Source organism: Lentzea aerocolonigenes, from assembly GCF_000974445.1.
GTDB classification, from domain to species: Bacteria; Actinomycetota; Actinomycetes; order Mycobacteriales; family Pseudonocardiaceae; genus Lentzea; species Lentzea aerocolonigenes.
This window is the reverse complement of record NZ_BBOJ01000049.1, coordinates 1-17,352: the sequence shown is the minus strand read 5'-3', so window position 1 is coordinate 17,352 and position 17,352 is coordinate 1. Positions and strand designations below refer to the sequence as shown.

Annotated in this window: 15 protein-coding genes and 1 pseudogene; 7 read left to right on the top strand and 9 right to left on the bottom strand. The window is 69.7% G+C overall.

All coding sequences use genetic code 11. From position 1 onward, the window contains the following. From AOM45_RS53385 to AOM45_RS48570, 4 genes and pseudogenes are all read left to right on the top strand, one after another. Positions 1-204 (top strand): annotated as a pseudogene (locus AOM45_RS53385) (hypothetical protein); the annotation flags it as partial. A gap of 39 nt (positions 205-243) precedes the next feature. After that, a complete protein-coding gene (locus AOM45_RS48580; protein WP_051784870.1) occupies positions 244-2,688 on the top strand; it encodes an ABC transporter permease family protein in 2,445 nt (814 codons plus the stop codon). Further along, positions 2,685-3,284 carry an ABC transporter ATP-binding protein gene (locus AOM45_RS48575; RefSeq protein ID WP_236704116.1) on the top strand — a complete coding sequence of 200 codons (600 nt, stop codon included), beginning with the start codon at positions 2,685-2,687 and terminating at the stop codon, positions 3,282-3,284. The genes AOM45_RS48580 and AOM45_RS48575 overlap by 4 nt, the downstream gene beginning before the upstream one ends. After that, the gene (locus tag AOM45_RS48570; RefSeq protein ID WP_030474236.1) at positions 3,281-3,880 is read left to right on the top strand and encodes an ATP-binding cassette domain-containing protein; all 600 of its coding nucleotides are present in this window, start codon (positions 3,281-3,283) and stop codon (positions 3,878-3,880) included. The genes AOM45_RS48575 and AOM45_RS48570 overlap by 4 nt, the downstream gene beginning before the upstream one ends. Here the strand turns inward: AOM45_RS48570 and AOM45_RS53380 are convergent. Beyond that, on the bottom strand, positions 3,807-4,274 hold the full coding sequence (locus AOM45_RS53380; RefSeq protein WP_030474235.1) for a winged helix-turn-helix transcriptional regulator: 468 nt from the start codon (positions 4,272-4,274) through the stop codon (positions 3,807-3,809). The genes AOM45_RS48570 and AOM45_RS53380 overlap by 74 nt on opposite strands. A gap of 28 nt (positions 4,275-4,302) precedes the next feature. Here AOM45_RS53380 and AOM45_RS48560 point away from each other — a divergent pair, with 28 nt between their 5' ends. Then, positions 4,303-4,845 carry a hypothetical protein gene (locus tag AOM45_RS48560; protein ID WP_030474234.1) on the top strand — a complete coding sequence of 181 codons (543 nt, stop codon included), beginning with the start codon at positions 4,303-4,305 and terminating at the stop codon, positions 4,843-4,845. Between the two features lie 4 nt (positions 4,846-4,849). On the opposite strand, the gene AOM45_RS48555 is transcribed toward AOM45_RS48560, so the two are convergent. Both AOM45_RS48555 and AOM45_RS48550 read right to left on the bottom strand, forming a co-directional pair. Then, positions 4,850-5,296 carry an Lrp/AsnC family transcriptional regulator gene (locus AOM45_RS48555; RefSeq protein ID WP_030474233.1) on the bottom strand — a complete coding sequence of 149 codons (447 nt, stop codon included), beginning with the start codon at positions 5,294-5,296 and terminating at the stop codon, positions 4,850-4,852. Then, entirely contained in the window at positions 5,293-6,414 is a 1,122-nt protein-coding gene (locus AOM45_RS48550) for a M24 family metallopeptidase (protein WP_030474232.1), read from the bottom strand. Before AOM45_RS48550 ends, AOM45_RS48555 begins: the two co-directional genes overlap by 4 nt. A 28-nt stretch (positions 6,415-6,442) precedes the next feature. On the opposite strand from AOM45_RS48550, the gene AOM45_RS48545 reads away from it, so the two are divergent. Both AOM45_RS48545 and AOM45_RS48540 read left to right on the top strand, forming a co-directional pair. Continuing rightward, positions 6,443-7,387: a 5'-3' exonuclease gene (locus AOM45_RS48545; RefSeq protein WP_030474231.1), complete on the top strand. Its 945-nt coding sequence runs from the start codon at positions 6,443-6,445 to the stop codon at positions 7,385-7,387. Between the two features lie 30 nt (positions 7,388-7,417). Further along, positions 7,418-9,169 carry a hypothetical protein gene (locus AOM45_RS48540; protein ID WP_030474230.1) on the top strand — a complete coding sequence of 584 codons (1,752 nt, stop codon included), beginning with the start codon at positions 7,418-7,420 and terminating at the stop codon, positions 9,167-9,169. On the opposite strand, the gene AOM45_RS48535 is transcribed toward AOM45_RS48540, so the two are convergent. From AOM45_RS48535 to AOM45_RS52105, 6 genes are all read right to left on the bottom strand, one after another. Continuing rightward, positions 9,166-10,335, bottom strand: a complete 1,170-nt coding sequence (locus tag AOM45_RS48535) for a GNAT family N-acetyltransferase (RefSeq protein WP_030474229.1) — start codon at positions 10,333-10,335, stop codon at positions 9,166-9,168. The two genes, AOM45_RS48540 and AOM45_RS48535, sit on opposite strands and share 4 nt — an antisense overlap. Positions 10,336-10,372: 37 nt before the next feature. Continuing rightward, positions 10,373-10,900 (bottom strand): hypothetical protein, encoded by a 528-nt coding sequence (locus tag AOM45_RS52110; RefSeq protein WP_030474228.1) that lies wholly within the window; start codon positions 10,898-10,900, stop codon positions 10,373-10,375. 54 nt (positions 10,901-10,954) lie between these two features. Further along, the gene (locus tag AOM45_RS48525) at positions 10,955-11,635 is read right to left on the bottom strand and encodes a DUF4333 domain-containing protein (RefSeq protein WP_030474227.1); all 681 of its coding nucleotides are present in this window, start codon (positions 11,633-11,635) and stop codon (positions 10,955-10,957) included. Between the two features lie 96 nt (positions 11,636-11,731). Further along, positions 11,732-14,473, bottom strand: coding sequence for a DEAD/DEAH box helicase (locus AOM45_RS48520; protein WP_030474226.1), 2,742 nt, complete (start codon positions 14,471-14,473; stop codon positions 11,732-11,734). A gap of 817 nt (positions 14,474-15,290) precedes the next feature. Continuing rightward, positions 15,291-16,526 (bottom strand): HNH endonuclease signature motif containing protein, encoded by a 1,236-nt coding sequence (locus AOM45_RS48515; protein ID WP_169792656.1) that lies wholly within the window; start codon positions 16,524-16,526, stop codon positions 15,291-15,293. Positions 16,527-17,146: 620 nt separating this feature from the next. Further along, positions 17,147-17,352 (bottom strand): hypothetical protein (locus AOM45_RS52105; protein WP_201780213.1); only part of this gene is annotated, 206 nt, incomplete at its 5' end.

The following is a 17,352-nucleotide window of genomic DNA, read 5'->3' as shown; positions in this document are numbered from 1 at the left end:
CTAGTGCCGGACGGCTGTTCGGCGCGATCGTCGCGGATTCGGACGCCTGCTGGCTGCCGTACTTCGATGGCCGATGTGGATCACGCCGCAGCGGCCGCACAGTTCGCCGACGAGCCCTTCGACCTGGGCGGAGTCGGCCGGATCGCGGTCGGTGTTGATCCATTCGGAGCCAGGTTCGGCGTCATGCGTTCCGTTACCCCCTAAAGGCTCCCAAAACGTCGCGGTGGCGGTTAGCGTGCGCTGGTGCAGTTGCCGTGGAGAGCCGCCCCCAAGGCCGCGCTGTCGAGCCCTCTCACGTTGCTGGTGAGCATCGTGACGACGTTGCTGCTGGGCTTCGTCGTGGCCGCGGCCGTGCTGCACTCCTCCTCCGCGGGCAGCGCGGCGCTCGCCTACCAGCAGAGCCGGATGTGCCCTCAGTCGGTGCACCCGTCGCTGGACGGGGACGGTCTGCCGCTGTCCACCGCCGTCTCGATGGCCGCGCGCAGCGATCTGGGCGCCGCGTACACGCGCATCGGGCGGCCCGACTTCTCCGGCATCGCGACCTACGGCAGGTTCGGCTACCGGCCGGACGCGCAGGCGCACCTCAAGGCGGTCGAGGGTGGCGGCACCGGCTTGTGGGTGCCGCAGACGATCGCCACCGCCGCGCACGTGAAGGTCGGCGACAGGCTGACCGGTTCGCCGCTGGTCGTGAGCGCGATCTACAGCGATCTGGCGCATCCCGTGTCCGGCTGGTGGTGTTCGGAGGTGCAGACCGTCGTACCGAACCCGTTGGGCGGCGACGGTGAGAGCACGTCGGTGATCTGGGTGTCGCAGTCCTCCGACCTCGCGTTGCTGCCGCAGGAGTTCTCGTCCGGTGCGACGGTGACGTTGCGGTTCCCCACCGAGCTCCCGTCGACGGTGGCCGACGCGGAAGCGCTGCGGGACAAGGGAAACGCGCTGCTGACCTCGCTCGGCCTGCCGTTGACGCGGTCGGACCCGCTGGCCGGGGCCATCACCGCGGCGCGGACGGCAGAGGGCAACGTCTCGTCCGCGCTGCTGCCGTTGGTGATCATCAGCGTGCTGGTCGGGCTCGCCGGGGTGGGCACGGTGACGGTGCAGTGGGCCCAGCGCCGCCACTCCGAGCTGCGGCTGCTGTGGGTGCGCGGGGCTGGTCCGCTCGCGCTGGGCCTGCGCGGCGTGCTGGAACTGGGGCTGCCGCTGGTCATCGGCGGAATGCTCGGACTGCTCGCCGCACGGTTGTTGTTGCCCGCGTACGGACCTGGGGTCGTGCTGGCGCCGGGAACGCTGTGGGTGGCACTGGGATTCGTGATGCTCGTGGTGCTGCTGAGCTTGTCGGTCACCGTGCTGGTCGCGGCCTGGCGGGTGCACCGGACGTTCCAGCGGCGCGCGCGGACGTGGCGGCTCGCGGTGGTGCCGTGGGAGCTCGTCGTCGCCGGGCTGGCCGTGCTGGCGTGGGTTCGCCTGTCCCGCAACGGGTTGGGCACTGCGGCCAAGGGCGCCGAGCTGCCGCGGATCGACGTGGCCGCGCTGACGTTCCCGTTGCTCGTCGTGCTGGCGGCGGCGCTGCTGGCGACCCGGCTGCTGCGGTGGTCGCTCGGGTGGTCGCACCGCGTGCAGTGGTGGCGGGTTCCGGCCGCGCAGCTGGCGTTGCGCCGCCTGGCCGCGGCCGCGGGACCCGTGACCGGTGTGGTGCTCGTGGGTGTGCTGGCGGTCGGCACGATCGCGGTCGGCAGCGCGGTGGCGGGCGCGCAGCAGTCGTCGCTGGACTCGAAGTCCGGGGTGTTCGTCGGTGCCAACAGCTCGGTGCAGGTGTCGCAGGACATCGCGCTCGGCAAGGTGGCGCTGCCGTCGTCGTTGCAGGGCAACACAACGCTCGTCGGGGTGAGCACGGGGGCGCTCGTCGTGGACCCGGCGACGTTCCCCGACGTGGCCGTGCTGGACGACCCGGCGCAGGTGCGGTCGCTGCTGTCGAACCTGCGCCGCACCGGCGAGATCGCGCCCGCGTTGCGCATCGGCCGCGCGGCGAACCAGGAGACCCAGGTCGCCGGCCTGCCGCTGCTCAAGCCGGTGGCGTGGCTGCCGTCGTTCCCGAAGCTCGGGACGCGCGGCTACGTCGTGCCGAAGGACTCGGTGCCCGCCGCCGAGCAGGTCGGGTCGTGGCACCTGTGGTCGTCGCAGCCGTTGTCGTCGCTGACGTCTTCCTTGCAGGCGGCGGGAATCCACTACACGAACGTCGCCGACCGCGCCCGCGTCCTCGACGGGCTGCCGTTCCTGACCGTGGAGTGGACGTTCGGCTTCGTGACCGCGATCGGCTTCGTGCTGGCCGTGGTCGCCGCCGTGGCGCTGTTGCTCGCGATCGAGGTGCGACGGCGCCAGAACGCCGTTTCCGGTGCGCTGTCGACGCGCATGGGCATGCGGCCGTCCGTGCTGTGGTCCAGTCACCTGCTGGAGGTGGGCGCGCTGGCGTTGCTGGCCCTGCTGGTGGGCGCGCTGGCCTCGTTCCTGAGCGCCGGGGTGGCGGTGCCGCGCCTGGACCCGGCGCCGTGGCTGAAACCGGCGCCGGTGCTGCCGGATCTGGTGCCGTTGCTGGGTTCCATGGTGTCGGGCGGGCTGGTCGTCGTCGTTGCGGCGGCGTGGCTCGCGTTGCGCGGTGTCCGCACCGCGCGGATGGGAGAGCTGCTCAGGTGATCCGCGCTTGTGGCGTCGGGGTGTCCTACGGTTCGGTGCGGGCCGTGTCGGACATGACGCTGTCGATCGCGCCCGGCCTCACCGTGCTGTCCGGCCCTTCCGGTTCCGGGAAGTCGACGTTGCTGCGGGTGCTGTCGCTGGTCGAACGGCCGTCCACGGGCGAGGTGTTCGTACGGGAGGTGCCGACGTCGGCGATGTCGTGGTCGGAGCTGAGGTCGTTGCGGCGCAAGGAGATCGCTGTCGTCTTCCAGAACCCCGCGGACAACCTGATCGCGCACCTGACCGTGGGCGAGAACCTGCGTGCCGCCGGGGCGACCGACTTGTCCCTGCTGGACCGCCTGGGGCTGGGCGGGTCCGGCACGTGGCGGATCGGTGCTCTGTCCGGCGGGCAACAACAACGGCTGGCGTTCGGATGTGCTTTGGCGCGTGGGGCTTCCGTGGTGGTGGCCGACGAGCCGACCTCACAGCTGGACGTCCGCTCGGCCGACCTCGTGCTGGAGACGCTGTCGTCGTTGCCGGTACCCGCCGTGGTGGCCTCGCACGATCCACGGCTGGTCGCGTTGGCGGACCTGTGCATCCCGCTGGCCGCGTCATGATCAAGGCGTCGGGGGTGCACCGGACGTTCGGCGGCGTCTCGGTGCTGAGGGGCGTCGACCTCGCGGTGTCCGCCGGGGAGCTCGTGACGCTGAGCGGACCGTCCGGATCGGGCAAGACGGCGTTGCTGTCGTTGTTGTGCGGCTTCGACTTCCCGGACAGCGGTTCGGTCCTGCCGGGACCCGCCTCGTGGTCGGCGTGCGCGGTGCTGCCGCAGTCGCTGGGACTCGCGTCCGAGCTGACGCTGGAGGAGAACGTCGCACTGCCGTTGCGACTCGCGGGCCGCGAGGTGACCGGCGTGTCAGAGCTGTTGGCAGAGCTGGGAATCGGCTCGCTGGGAGCGCGATATCCGGCGCAGGTGTCGTTCGGGCAGCAGCAACGGGCGGCGCTGGCTCGTGCGGTGGTGGCGAAGCCTGCCGCGTTGCTCGCGGACGAGCCCACGGCTCACCTGGACGCGGCCAGCGCGGTCGCCGCCGTGAGGTTGTTGCGGCGCGTGGCCGACGACGGCACGGCGGTGCTGATCGCTACGCACCACGACGCTGTGCACGAGGTCGCGGATCGGGTGCTTCTGCTGGCAGACGGGAAGGTTCGAGGCTGACCGGCCGGGCGCAGGCCATCGGTTCGTCCGCGGCGATCTCACCGCGGGTGCGTTCCAGGTGCGCCTCGCCCCACACCCGCACACCCTCCACGACGGGCAGAACCGTTGTCCCGTAAGGCGTGAGGCGGTAGATGACGGGTGCGGGGACAGGTCCGGTCACCACGCGCTCGACGAGCCCGTCGGCCTCCAGCTCCCGCAGCTGCTCGGCCAGCACCTTGGACGTGATCGGCGCGCCCCGGCGGCGCAGCCCGGCGAAGTGGGACTCGCCGTGCGCGAGCCAGTACACCAGGGTCAGCTTCCACTTGCCGCCGATCGCCGCGAACGCCGCCGCCATCGGACAGCCGGGCAGCGGGTTGGGGCGCGTGAGGTTACCTGCAGGTGCCTTCTTGTTCATGGTCGTCCCCTCGTCAGACAGTCGAATCATGAACAAGCGCATTCTGGCCGCACTGCTCGCTTTTCTCACGCTCACCGGGTCCGCCGCGTCGGCCGATGTCCTGACGGACGGCCAACGCGACTTCGACTGGGAGCTCGGCACCTGGCACACCGACGTGCGGGTGCTCGCCGATCCGTTGTCCGAGACCGAGGACCAGTGGCTGACCTTCTCCGGCACGTCCGTCGTGCGCCCGTTGCTCGACCGGCGGGCGAACGTCGTCGAGCTGAAGGTCTCGGGCTCCGCCGGGCGGATCGAAGGGCTCAACATGCGGCTCTACGAACCCCAGGCGAAGCGCTGGAGCCTCACGTTCGTCAACATCCGCGACGGCCTGCTCACCCCGTCGGTGTACGGCGGGTTCCACGACGGCGTCGGCGAGTTCTACGGCGACGACCAGCTCGGCGGACGCCCGATCAAGGTGCGTTTCCTGGTCCGCCGGCAGGGGGCGGACCGGGCCACGTTCGAGCAGGCGTTCTCGCCGGACGGCGGCGCGACCTGGGAGACCAACTGGATCGCGGTCGACCGCCGGTACTGAAGCCTCAGACCGCGGGCGGGCGGTCCTCGTACGGCGTGGACAGCACCACGGTCGTCCGCGTCGAGACGTTCGCCGACTCGCGGATCTTCTGCAGCAGCTCCTCCAGAGCCGTCGGTGACGCGACCCGCACGCGCAGGACGTACGACGCGTCACCGGCCACCGAGTAGCAGGCTTCGATCTCCGACAGGTGCTCGAGCCGCTTCGGGTAGTCGTCCGGCTCGGCGGGGTTGATCGGGAAGAGCGAGATGAACGCGGACATCGGCAGGCCGATCTCCGCGCCGTCCAGGCGAGCGGCGTAGCCCTTCACGATGCCGCGCTGCTCCAGCCGCTTCACGCGCTGGTGGACGGCGGAGACGGACAGGCCCACGCGCTCGGCGAGGTCGGTGAAGCTGCACCGGCCGTCCGACGCGAGTTCCTTCAGTATCGCCCTGTCGATCTGCTCGAGGGTCAAAGCACCACCAGTTCGTGAGGTCGGTTGTTGAAGGACTCGACGCCGTTCTCGGTGGCCACGACGATGTCCTCGATGCGCGCGCCCCAGCGGCCGGGCAGGTAGATGCCGGGCTCGACGCTGAACGCCATGCCCGCTTCGAGCGGCAGCGCGTTGCCGCTGACGATGTAGGGCTCCTCGTGCACGTCCAGGCCGATGCCGTGGCCCGTGCGGTGGACGAAGAACTCGCCGAAGCCCGCGTCGGCGATCACCGTGCGGGCCACGGCGTCGATCTGCTCGCAGGTGACGCCCGGCTGCACGGCCTCGACGGCGGCCTTCTGCGCGGCCTGGAGCACGGCGTAGGTGTCCCAGACGTCGTCGTGCTTCGGCTCGCCCATCACGTAGACGCGGGTCGAGTCGGAGTTGTAGCCCTCGGCAACCGGACCGCCGATGTCGATGACGACGACGTCACCGGCCTCGACGACGCGGTCGGAGTCGCGGTGGTGCGGCGAGGCGCCGTTGGGTCCGGAGCCGACGATCACGAAGTCGGCGTGGGTGTGGCCTTCCTCGACGATGGCCGCGGCGATGTCCTTGGCGACCTCACGTTCGGTGCGGCCGACACGCAGGAACTCGCCCATGCGCGCGTGCACCCGGTCGATCGCCTGACCGGCCTTGCGCAGCGCGTCGATCTCACTGGCGTCCTTGCGCATGCGCAGCTCGCGGATGATCGGCCCGGCGAGGCTCTGCTGTCCGCCGATCGCGTTGCCGAGCTTGATGGTGTGCAGCGCGGGCATCATGTCGGCCACGGCCGTCCTGTCACCCTTGATCGCGGCCTTGACCAGCGCGTACGGGTCCTCGCCGTCGACCCAGGTGACGACCTCGACGCCCAGCTCGTCAGTCGGGATGCCCGCGTACCCCGGCTGCTCCAGCTTCGGCACGACCAGCGTCGGCGTGCCGCCCACGGGCAGCGCGAGGCAGGTGAGGCGCTCGAAGGAGTCGCCACCGGCACCGATCAGGTACCGCAGGTCCGAGCCGGGCGAGATGAGCAGGGCGTCGACGCCCGCCTGCTCGGCGGCTGTGGAGGCGCGGTCAAGCCGCGCACGCAGCGCGGACACGTCGATGGGCCCGGTGATCGTTGCCATGAGGCGAAGCCTAGTAGCTTGTCCACTCGTGAGCTCTCCCCTGGTGCTGCTCGACTCCGCGAGCCTCTACTTCCGGTCGTACTACGCGCTGCCGGACTCGATGACCGCGCCCGACGGCACGCCGGTGAACGCCGTGCGCGGGTTCGTCGACACGATCGCCCGCGTGATCACCGAACGCGGCGCGGCCCGGCTGGTCGCCTGCCTCGACGCCGACTGGCGCCCGGAGTTCCGGGTGAAGGCGCTGCCGTCCTACAAGGCGCACCGGGTCGCCGAGGACGCGGTGGACGGCGAGGAGGAGGTCCCCGACACCCTCACGCCGCAGATCCCGATCATCCTCGACGTGCTCGACGCGGCCGGCATCTGCACCGGCGAGGCGGCGGGCTACGAGGCCGACGACGTGATCGGCGCGCTCGCCCACCGCGAGACCACCTCCCCCGTCGAGGTCGTCACGGGCGACCGCGACATGTTCCAGGTCGTGCGCTTCGAGCCCACGCCCGTGCACGTCGTCTACGTCGGCCGCGGCTGGAACAAGGCCGAGGTCCTCGGCCCGGAGGAACTGGCGGCCAAGTACTCGCTGCCCGTCGACAACGCGGGCTCCGCGTACGCCGACATGGCCGTGCTGCGCGGCGACCCCTCCGACGGCCTGCCGGGCGTGGCGGGCATCGGTGAGAAGACCGCCGCGAAGCTGATCACCGAGTTCGGCTCCCTCGACGCGGTGCTCGCCGCCGTCACCGACCCCATGGACCGCAAGCTCACGACCAAGGCCCGCAACGCCCTCATCGCCGCCGAGGAGTACCTCGCGGTGGCACCGGTGGTCGTCCGCACCGCCCTGGACGCCCCGGTCGTCCTGGACCGCTCCGACGACGTGCCGCGCGAGCCCGCCGACCCGGAGCGCCTGCGCGAGCTCACGCAGCGCTGGGGCCTGGGCAGCTCGGTGCCGCGTCTGGTGAACGCGATGGAGCGGCGCGCGTAACGTCTTTTCGCCCCCAACGACACCGCAGACGTGACGGATGCGCTGCGGCCGGTGGAACAGGCGTTGGTCGAGCACGTCGAGCGCGGGGAGCTGCTCGACCTGGCGGGTGACTCACCTGTCGATGAGGAAGCGATGCGCGGCTGGGACGAGGCGCGCACGATCCGCGCGTGGGTGCTGCGCGACATCCTGCGCGGCCGTCTGGCACCCGATCCCGATCCGCTCGGGGTGCGCCTGCGGGGTGCGCGCATCTCTGGCCGGTTGGACGTGGAGAACGTCCGCAGCCCGCTCTCGCTGGAGCTGTACGACTGCTTTCTCGACGAGGGCGTGGTCGCCCGCGACGCCCACCTCGCGGCTCTGCTGCTGGTCGGATCTCTGCTCGAACACCCGACCGAACCGGCACTGGACGCGACCAGGCTCACCGCGGAAGTGCTCGGACTCGGCGAAGCGACCGTGCGCGCGGCGGGCGACTGCGCGGTGGACGTGTCCGGCGCACGACTCGGCGTGCTGGTCTGCACCGGGGCACGGCTGCGTGCTGACACCAGCTCGGCGCTCGTCGCCACGACTCTGCACAGCAAGAGCGATGTCCTGCTGTGTGAGGGATTCGAAGCAACCGGCGCCGGTGACGCCGGCGCGGTCAACCTCGTCGGTGCGAGGATCAGCGGCAACCTGGACTGCAGCGGTGCGCGGCTGGTGAACAAATCGGGTCCCGCACTGCACGCCGACGGAATCCACGTCGAACGCGACGCACGGCTGCGCCACGAATTCGACGCCACCGCGGACACGGCGCTCGCCGGGGCGGTGAACCTGATCGGGGCCCACATCAGCGGCCTGCTGGAACTCAGCGGCGGAAAGCTCGCCAACGCCTCCGGTCCCGCGCTGATCGCCGACGGCTCGCGAGTCGATCTCCGGGTGTTCTGCGACGCGCCGTTCACCTCGCACGGCGCCGGATACGAAGGCGCCTTCCGGGTGCCCGGCGCGCACTTCGGCGGATGGCAGGGCGATGGCGTGGTCATGCGCAACAACACCGGCCCGGCACTCGTCGCGGCCGGTCTGCGAGTCGACACGGATTTGGCGCTCACGGCGTTCCGGGCGAGCGGCGGCAGCGTCGAGGCGGCGGTCAACCTGAGCAGCGTCGAGGTCGGCGGCACCTGCGAGATCGAGCCCGCCGAACTGCGCAACGAGACCGACCCGCTGGCGCTCATCAGCGTCAACGGACTCGTGTACCGCGGCCTTCCGCTGGGCATCGGCATCGACGAATGGCTCCGGCTGCTGCGCGACAGCACGCCTGTCTACGCGGCCCAGCCGTACCAGCACCTCGCCGAGGCCTACCGCGCAGCCGGGCATGACCGCGAAGCCCGCCGCATCCTGATAGCTCAGCGCCGCGACCAGATCAGCCGAGCCATGACCGGTCGCGCCGAACGCGCCTGGGCCCGCTTCACCGGCCTCGTGCTCGGCTACGGCTACCAGCCGTGGCGCGCGCTGCTGGGTCTCTTCGCGGTTCTCGTCACCGGTGCGGTGCTCGCGGTCGTGCTCGGCGGCAGCGGCCTGGTCCAGGTGCGGGCAGGAGCGGCGCCCACCGCGTGCCCCGTGATCGACCGGATCGCCGTCGGCCTCGAGCTCGGCGCGCCGTTGATCAGCACGCCCGCTCGTCCGCGGTGCGAGGCCACGAACACCGGCGCCGGACAGGCCCTCACCATCACCGGCTGGGTGCTCCGGCTGATGGCGTGGGCCTTCGCGACGCTGTTCATCGCCGGCTTCACCGGCGCGGTCCGCAAGACTTAGAAGAACGTCCCGCAGAACGGCTTACGCGGCACCGCGAACAAAGCGTCCGCGTCTGACAGACGGGTTCCCTCGATCCGTTTGGTGGCAACGAGCTGAGAGAACGTCGTGTCGCCGAAGTACACCGCGCCGAGCAGGTCCACCGGGATCGTGATGTCGGGCTGGTCCTCCACGCGCTCGACCCCGTCCGGCGACACCCGGTAGCGGCCGTCGTTGGCCGGCAGCAGCGTGTCGCGCACCTCGATCACGACCGGTTCCGCGGGGCCGTAGGTGCGGGCGGCGAGCATGCGCGGGACGTCGACGAGCCTCAGCCAGATCTCGTCGAAGATGTCCTTGGTGTGCACGACGCGCGGGTCTTCGAAGAGCCACGACACCGGGTCGTCGAGCGCCACGTCGACCTCGATCTGGTCGACGAGGTCCACTCGCGACACGTAGATCCACAGGTCGCGCCACGCGTCCTCGTTGGCGCACACGAAGTCCTCGATGGACATCTTGTGCTTCCAGTCCTTGTCCGTGGACACCTTGTAGGTGATGAACCCGTCGTCACCATCCGGTCCACTGTGGACGACGGTGACCGTGTTCTCCGCGCTGCTCTTGCGGTCGCGGGCCCTGACCCACCAGCCCTGCCACCGCCCGATGTGCCCCGGCCTCGTCAGCCCGATGGACTCGTGCAGCTCCGGCAGCAGCTTGTCGGCTTCGTCCTGGCCGAGCATCCGCACCCGGCCGGTCATCGCGCCGGGGATCACCGCACGTTTGGCGTCGATCTCCACCGTCCGCCAGCGACCGGCCAACCCGTAGCCGAAACGGCCGTAGATGCGGCCCTCCGAGGCACGCAACGTCGCCACTGGATCGGGCAACTTCGAGAGTTGCTCGCGCATCAGGGCGGTGAGCACACCACGGCGCGTGTAGTCAGCGCGCACGCCAACGCGCGAGATGGCGGCATGCGGCACGACGGCCCCACCGGGAACCATCAACGAGGAGCCGTACGACTGGGTCGTCCCGATCATCTCGTCGCCGTCGAACGCGGCCAGCGCCCGCTCGGGCTCGTAGGAGGGCAGGACGACCTTCCAGTCGTCGTCCGACGGAGGACCCATGTGCATCGCGCGGCGGAACACGGTGGTGTGCGCGCGGAACTGCGCTTCGTCGTGGAGAACGCGGATGTCGGTCACGCTCGCGATCGTGTCGCAGCACGACCGCGGGCGCACCTCAGTTTCCGGACGCCCGGCGCCTCTCCAGGATCGACGCCATGAGCTGTTCGGCCTCGGCCGGGGTGATCGGCACGGCCTCGCTGTTGATGCTCGCGCGCCCGATCTGCCACAGCACGTCGGTGTCGGACCAGCCGTCCTCGGTCGCGAAGTCCCACTGCTCGGCGCGCCCGCTGGCTCCGTGCGGGTCGCGGCCGTCCTCACGCGAGTGCCGGACGATCTTGTAGGCGTTCTCCAGGTCGACCGAATCCCGCTCGTGGCGGAAGATCCCGTAGTACTGGTACGGGCCGTCCCAGTCGCGCCGCGCGCACAACCGCATCAGGCGGATCATCTCGTTCATCGCCGCCTGGGCCTCCTCGGGTGAGGCCTCCCGGACCGGGATGTGCGTGCGATGTCGCAGGTCGGAGCGCTCCCACACCAGGTCTCGGCTGAACGTCTCCTCGGTGCCGTCGCCGTGCACCCGGACCACAGCGGCAGGAATCGCGTCGTTCTCGTCCCAGATCACCAGCCACCGGAGCTGCTCGGACATGAAAACCTCCCCCAAGGTCACGAAGCCCTTGAGGGAGGTTAACGGAGAAAGTGATCAGCCGGTGGGCTGACCGACCTCGTACTCGCCGTCCTCGGTCTTGACGACGATCTTGACCTTCTTGTCCTTGCCGCCGACCTGGACCTTGCACTCGAACGAGGTGTTGGGCTTGACCTCGTTCTCACCGCTGCAGGTCGCGGCGCCGACGTCGGAGATCTTGTACTCGTCCTTGAGGATCTGGACGATGCCGTTCTGCACGGCCGTGTTGTCGAAGATCTTCTTCTTGAAGAAGGCCGGCGACACGAAACCGGTGAACAGCACGCCGCCGACGAGCAGGACGACGACCACCGCGGCCACCCAGATGGCCGCGCTCGACTTCTTCTTCGGCGGCACGGGCGGGCCGTAGCCGGGCTGCTGCCCGTACGGGTTCGGCTGCTGGCCGGGGTACTGCTGCGTCTGCTGGCCGTAGGGATCCTGCACGGGCTGGCCGTACGGGTTCGACTGCGGCTGCTGCGGCACGCCGTACTGCTGCGTCTGCTGCTGCGACGGGTCGAACCCCGGATACGGCTGCTGCTGGCCCGGCTGGGGCTGCGGCGGGCCGTAGGGGTTCTGAGCCGGGAAGCCGCCGGACGGGGTGCCGGGAGGGAAACCGCCACCGTAGGGCTGCTGCGGCTGCTGCGGCTGGCCCCAGGGCTGCTGCGGATCGTTCCCTCCGGACGGTCCGTACGGGCTGCTCATCTGTCGACCTCCGTGTGTACGACGTTGCGGCGAAATCCAATCACACCGTTGACGTCAGTCTTTACTCCGACTCGCAAAACCTTCGTCAGGCTCATGTCACATCATCGCCACAACACCGCGGCGCAGCGCGTCGACGGCCTTGGCAGCCGCCGAACCGACCGGGTCGCCTCGGCCGACCACCTCACGGATCTGGTCCAAAAGGTCGATCACCTGCCGGCACCAGCGCACGAAGTCGCCCGCGCCGAGCTCGTTGCCGCCCGCCTCGGCCGCGCTGAGCACCTTCTCCAGCGACTCGCCGCGCGCCCAGCGGAACACCGGCCACGCGAAGCCCGGATCCGGCTGACGCGTGATGCGCTCCAGCTTGTGTCGGCGCTCGTCGTCCTCGATCTCCGCCCACAACCGCACGGTCTTGAGCATCGCGTCCGACACCGGCCCCTGCGGCAGCCGCGCCTCGACGGGACCGTCCCGGCGCGCCTCGTAGACCAGCGACGACACGACGGCGGCGAGCTCCTCCGGCTTGAGGCCCTTCCACACGCCGTGGCGCAGACACTCGGCGGCAAGCAGGTCCGACTCGCTGTAGAGCCTGGTCAGGCGCTTGCCGTCCTGCGTCACCTCGTCGGCTTCGCTGAGGTACCCGCGCTCGCGCAGCAACGCCCGGATGCGGTCGAACTGCCGCGCCAGCGAGTGCGTGGTCGCCGCGACCTTGCGCTCCAGCTGCTCGGTCTCCGCCAGCAACCGGTGGTACCGCTCGCCCCACCGCGCGTGGTCCTCGCGCTGGTCGCAGCCGTGGCACGGGTGCGCGCGCAGGGCACGCCGCAGCGTCGCGAGCTCGGGGTCGTCGTCCGCCGTGGTCTTCTTCCGGCCGCGCGACGGCACGGTGATGCCGGTGTTGCGGATCGTCGAGGCGAGGTCGCGCCGCGACTTGGGCGACCGCACGTCCACCTGCCGGGGCAGCCGGACGTGGCCGAGCACCTCGACCGGCGCCGGGAAGTCCGCGCTCGTCAACCGGCCCGACCAGCGGTCCTCGGTGACGACCAGCGGCCGCGCCTCCCCCAGCGGCTCGATGCCGGGGTCGATGACGACGGCGAGCCCCGACCGGCGCCCGGACGGCACCGCGATGATGTCGCCCTTGCGCAGCGTCTCGAGCGACTTGGCCGTCTCGATGCGGCGCGAGTTCGTGTTCTGCCGCGCGAGCTGCTTCTCCCGGTCCGCGACCTTGCGCCGCAGCCCCGCGTACTCGGCGAAGTCACCGAGGTGGCACGTCATCGACTCGGAGTAGCCCGCCAGCGCGTCCTTGTTGCGCTCGATGCGGCGCGCCAGCCCCACCACCGACCGGTCCGCCTGGAACTGCGCGAACGACTGCTCCAGGATCTCGCGCGCGGCGGAGGCCCCGAGCTGGTGCACGAGGTTGACGGCCATGTTGTAGCCGGGCCGGAACGACGACCGCAGCGGATACGTCCGCGTGGACGCGAGCCCGCCGACCGCCTTGGGGTCGATTCCCGGCTGCCAGACGACGACCGCGTGCCCCTCGACGTCGATGCCACGACGCCCCGCACGACCGGTGAGCTGCGTGTACTCGCCCGGCGTGAGGTCGACGTGCGCCTCACCGTTGTACTTCACGAGCTTCTCGAGCACGACCGTGCGCGCGGGCATGTTGATGCCCAGCGCCAGCGTCTCGGTGGCGAACACGACCTTGACCAGCCCGCGGACGAACAGCTCCTCGACGGTCTCCTTGAACGCCGGCAGCAACCCGGCGTGGTGCGACGCGATACCGCGCTCCAGCGCCTCCCGCCACTCCCAGAACCCGAGCACCATCAGGTCGGCCTCGGGAAGGTCCCGAGTCTTCTCGTCGATGATCCGCCGAACCTGCTCGGTCTCCTCCGGCGTGTTGAGCCGCAGCCCGGCCCGCGCGGTCTGCGCGACCGCCGCGTCACACCCGGCCCGGCTGAACACGAACACGATCGCCGGCAACAGACTCGCGTTGTCGAGCCGCTGAATCATGTCGATGCGGCTCGGCGGCTTGAACCCGGAGTTGCGCCCAGCCCGAGCGCTGTTCGCGTTGCGGTTGCGCCCGCGGCTGAACGGCACGTGGTACCGCGCCAACTCCTCGGTCTTGCGCAACACCTGAGCGTTGATCCGCGCGTGCGTCTCGTCGCCCTCGAACAGGTCGAGCATCTGGTTGCCCACCAGCATGTGCTGCCACAACGGCACGGGCCGGTGCTCGTCCACGACCACCGCCGTATCCCCGCGCACCTCGACCAGCCACTCACCGAACTCCTCGGCGTTGCTGACCGTCGCGGACAGACCAACCACCTGCACGTGCTCCGGCAGGTGCAGGATGACCTCTTCCCACACGGGCCCGCGAAACCGGTCGGCGAGGTAGTGCACCTCGTCCATCACGACGTACGCGAGTCCGTCCAGAGTGGACGAACCCGAGTACAGCATGTTCCGCAGCACCTCGGTGGTCATGACGACAACCGGCGCGTTGCCGTTGACGCTCGTGTCACCGGTGAGCAGCCCGATGCTCTCCGCCCCGTACCGCGCGGTGAGGTCGGCGAACTTCTGGTTGGACAGGGCCTTGATCGGCGTCGTGTAGAAGCACTTGCGGCCTTCGGTGAGGGCCAGGTGCACAGCGAACTCGCCCACCACGGTCTTACCGGCACCGGTGGGGGCGCAGACGAGCACTCCGTGACCGTCCTCCAGGGCCTCGCAGGCCTGGCGCTGGAACGGGTCCAGCTCGAACGAGATGACGGAGCCGAAGTCGGTCAGCTTGGGCCGTTCGGCACGACGCCGTGACTCGGCGTAGGCCTCGGCCGGGGACCGCGAAGCACGTGACACCCCTTCAGGCTTTCACATCACACCGACAATCGCCGCCGAGATAGATTAACTTCAGTAGGCACTGAAGCTATTGAGTGTGCTGTGCGGCTGTCGAGCCCTGTCCGCGGGTCAGGTTGGGTGGGTCAGGTTGGGCGGGTCGGCGCGGGGTTGGCCTGGGTGGTTCGGCGCGGGTTCCAGCGGGGCGGTCACCTTTTGCCGGTCGTGTCGCCTTGCATTGGTGGGCGCGTGAGTCGTATGACGAGCCGGGTCATTTCATCGCCGCTTCGCGACGATTGCGATTGGGGCTTGACTTCGGGGCCCTTGCGAGGCGCACATCGGCCTTAAAAGCCGGGCATAAGGAGCCCGGCCGATCCAACCAGCATAGCACCTCGCACCCAAAGTCAAGCCCCAATCGCAATCGTGCGTGGTCGTGTTTGTTGTTCGGCTCACCCCATTACCGCTTGCCCGCGTTCGCATTGCCCGATTCGGCTCGGCTTCGCCATCGCGGTTGTTGGGGGCTCGGCTTCGCCATTGACGGCGGTTCAGCTGGAGAGGCGGTTGTGCCTTGCCATCGCGGCTAGTGGGGCGCTCGGCAATGCCACCGCCATCACGGTTTACCTTTGCCGTTGCCCGTCGCCGGGACCACATTGCCATCGGCGTCCCGCCCGTACCGTCGCGGAATTGTCGAAGCGGGGCAGAATGGCCCGACGCGACGAGGAGAAGGCCGCAGCCGATCCAGCCATCAGCCAAGCAGCAGTGATCTGCTTGCTCGTCGCGGCCAGGCCGCGTTCATCGGGGCCCTCGTCGTCACCGGGCGGTATCGCTATCGCCTGCCTGGTCAGGCGATGTTGATCGGGTTGCGTCTGGGTTTGCGGAGCGGGTCGAGCCAGTCGGGTGCGTAGAAGGTCGGGATGCCGTTGACCAGCTTGACGTTCCACTTGCTCTGGTGGATGAGTGTGTGGTGGTGGCGGCAGAGCAGCACGGCGTTGTCGACGGAGGTGTTGCCTCCGTTGGCCCAGTGTCGGATGTGGTGGGCGTCGCAGTGTCTGGGTGGCCTGCCGCAACCGGGGAACGCGCAGCCGCGATCCCTCGCGACCAGGGTGCGGCGGATTCCGGCCGGGAAGGTGCGGGTTTTGCGGCCGATGTCCATCGGCTGTCCCTGGCTGCCCAGCAGCAGCGGGATGATGCCCGCGTTGCAGGCCAGGCGACGCACCTGCTCGGCGGGGATGTGCTCGCCGTTGTCGAGCATGCCCTGGCCCACCTGGTTGGCGAGGTCCTCGTGCCGCATCGTCACCGTGAGAGTGACGGGTTCGCCGCCGTGTTCGGGCAGCTGGTCGGCGCGCAGCATCAAGTCGACCAGATCAGCCAGCGCATCACCCTCGCGTTCGGAGCGGCTGCGCGCGTCTGGGCCTTGCCCGGTGTCGGGGCGGGGCTTGGCCAGCGGATCCAGCAACGCCTCGTACTTGGCGCCGGTGACCCTGTCCAGCTTGGCCCGGATCTCCAGGATGCCGTTCTTCCACTGCATCAAGTGCTGATTGCCCGGCGGCGCGGGTTCGAGGTCGCGAGGCTCCGGGTCGTTCTGCAGGAGGGTGTAGGCGAGCTTGTTGCCAAGCTTGCGGACCGTGACGGGCTCGAAGTCACGCGCGTACCCCACCACCATGGCCTCGTGCTCGGCGGGCACCGTCTTCATCACCGCAGCCACCGCCGCCACGTGATCGACCGACAACACCCCCTCGGCCACCGCCGAGGCGGTCACCGGAAGCTTAGGAGCGAGTTCGCTGCCGGTCGGCGTGATCTCACCGGTCAGCAGAGCGGCAGTGTCGATCCACCGCTTCGCGACGTGAGTGTCCCAGCGGACAACGTGCCGCAACACCTTCGGCAAATCCTTGTAGCCCAGCTCGCTCGCAGCTCCGCGCCGATCCAATTCGGCGACGATCTGCAACGCGGCATTCTCGCGAACCCGAATTTCCGTCACCTCATCGACGAGACTGCGAAGCAGCTCGTCAGTGGAGAGGAGGCGGGTTTCGATCACGTGTTCTAATCTACCGCAAGATCGCGAGCAAATAACGGGCAAAGCCGCACACGATAGGGTGAACCAGCGATGGCGAAGCCGAGCCGGACAGGGCAATGCGAACGCAGGCAACCGGTAATGAGGTGAGCCGAACAACCCAACGCAACCACGCACGACTGCGATTGGGGCTTGACTTTGGGTGCGAGGTGCTAGCCTTTTCGGACCGGGCGGGTGCGGAGCATCCGACCTTTTCCGCCCGACACAGCGCCTCGCAAGGGCCCCGAAGTCATCTATGAAGGAGCGGGGCCGGTCAAGTGCCGTGCTGAGGCTGGTTTTCGGGGTTTTCGGCTCTGTGCGGGCAGGCGTGTCCGGCGGGCGGGGTCAAGATCGGCCGTAGGCCGCCCCCGGAGGGGGCCGGAGGGTCTTGACGCCGTCGCTGGACGCGTCACGCTATTCGAGCCGGAAATTGCCGGAGGGCTCTTTGTGTGGGGTCGCGTTCACCGTGCCGGGTCTGTTCCCGGTGGCAGACCAGTTGCCTGGTTGCCGGTCATCTATTCGCAGGTGTGTGCGTGGTGGGGTGCGACCGTGACCGGGCGGGGTCAATCAAGACCACGACCACGCCACCAGAGGGTGGGGGTCAGACTTCGGGCGATCCGCGCCCCGGTCACGACCAGGCCCGCGGCTCATGCCGCGGCGTCCGGTGATGTGGTGTCCGGTGAACCAGTGGTGGTGGTCTGGGGGTCCAGGGCACGGATGTGCCCGTCGCGCAGGCCGAAGTAGACCAGGGTGCACAGCCGGCGGGCGACCGCGACGGTGGCGATGCCCTTGCCGCGGCGGTCCCGGATGCCGTCACGGGTAGCGACCAGCCAGCCCGCGCTGGCGGGGATCT

Coding starts and splice junctions, on each gene's coding strand:
- AOM45_RS48570 (WP_030474236.1), top strand. CDS start 3,281: ATGATCAAGGCGTCGGGGGTGCACCGGACGTTCGGCGGCGTCTCGGTG.
- AOM45_RS53380 (WP_030474235.1), bottom strand. CDS start 4,274: ATGAACAAGAAGGCACCTGCAGGTAACCTCACGCGCCCCAACCCGCTG.
- AOM45_RS48560 (WP_030474234.1), top strand. CDS start 4,303: ATGAACAAGCGCATTCTGGCCGCACTGCTCGCTTTTCTCACGCTCACC.
- AOM45_RS48550 (WP_030474232.1), bottom strand. CDS start 6,414: ATGGCAACGATCACCGGGCCCATCGACGTGTCCGCGCTGCGTGCGCGG.
- AOM45_RS52110 (WP_030474228.1), bottom strand. CDS start 10,900: ATGTCCGAGCAGCTCCGGTGGCTGGTGATCTGGGACGAGAACGACGCG.
- AOM45_RS48525 (WP_030474227.1), bottom strand. CDS start 11,635: ATGAGCAGCCCGTACGGACCGTCCGGAGGGAACGATCCGCAGCAGCCC.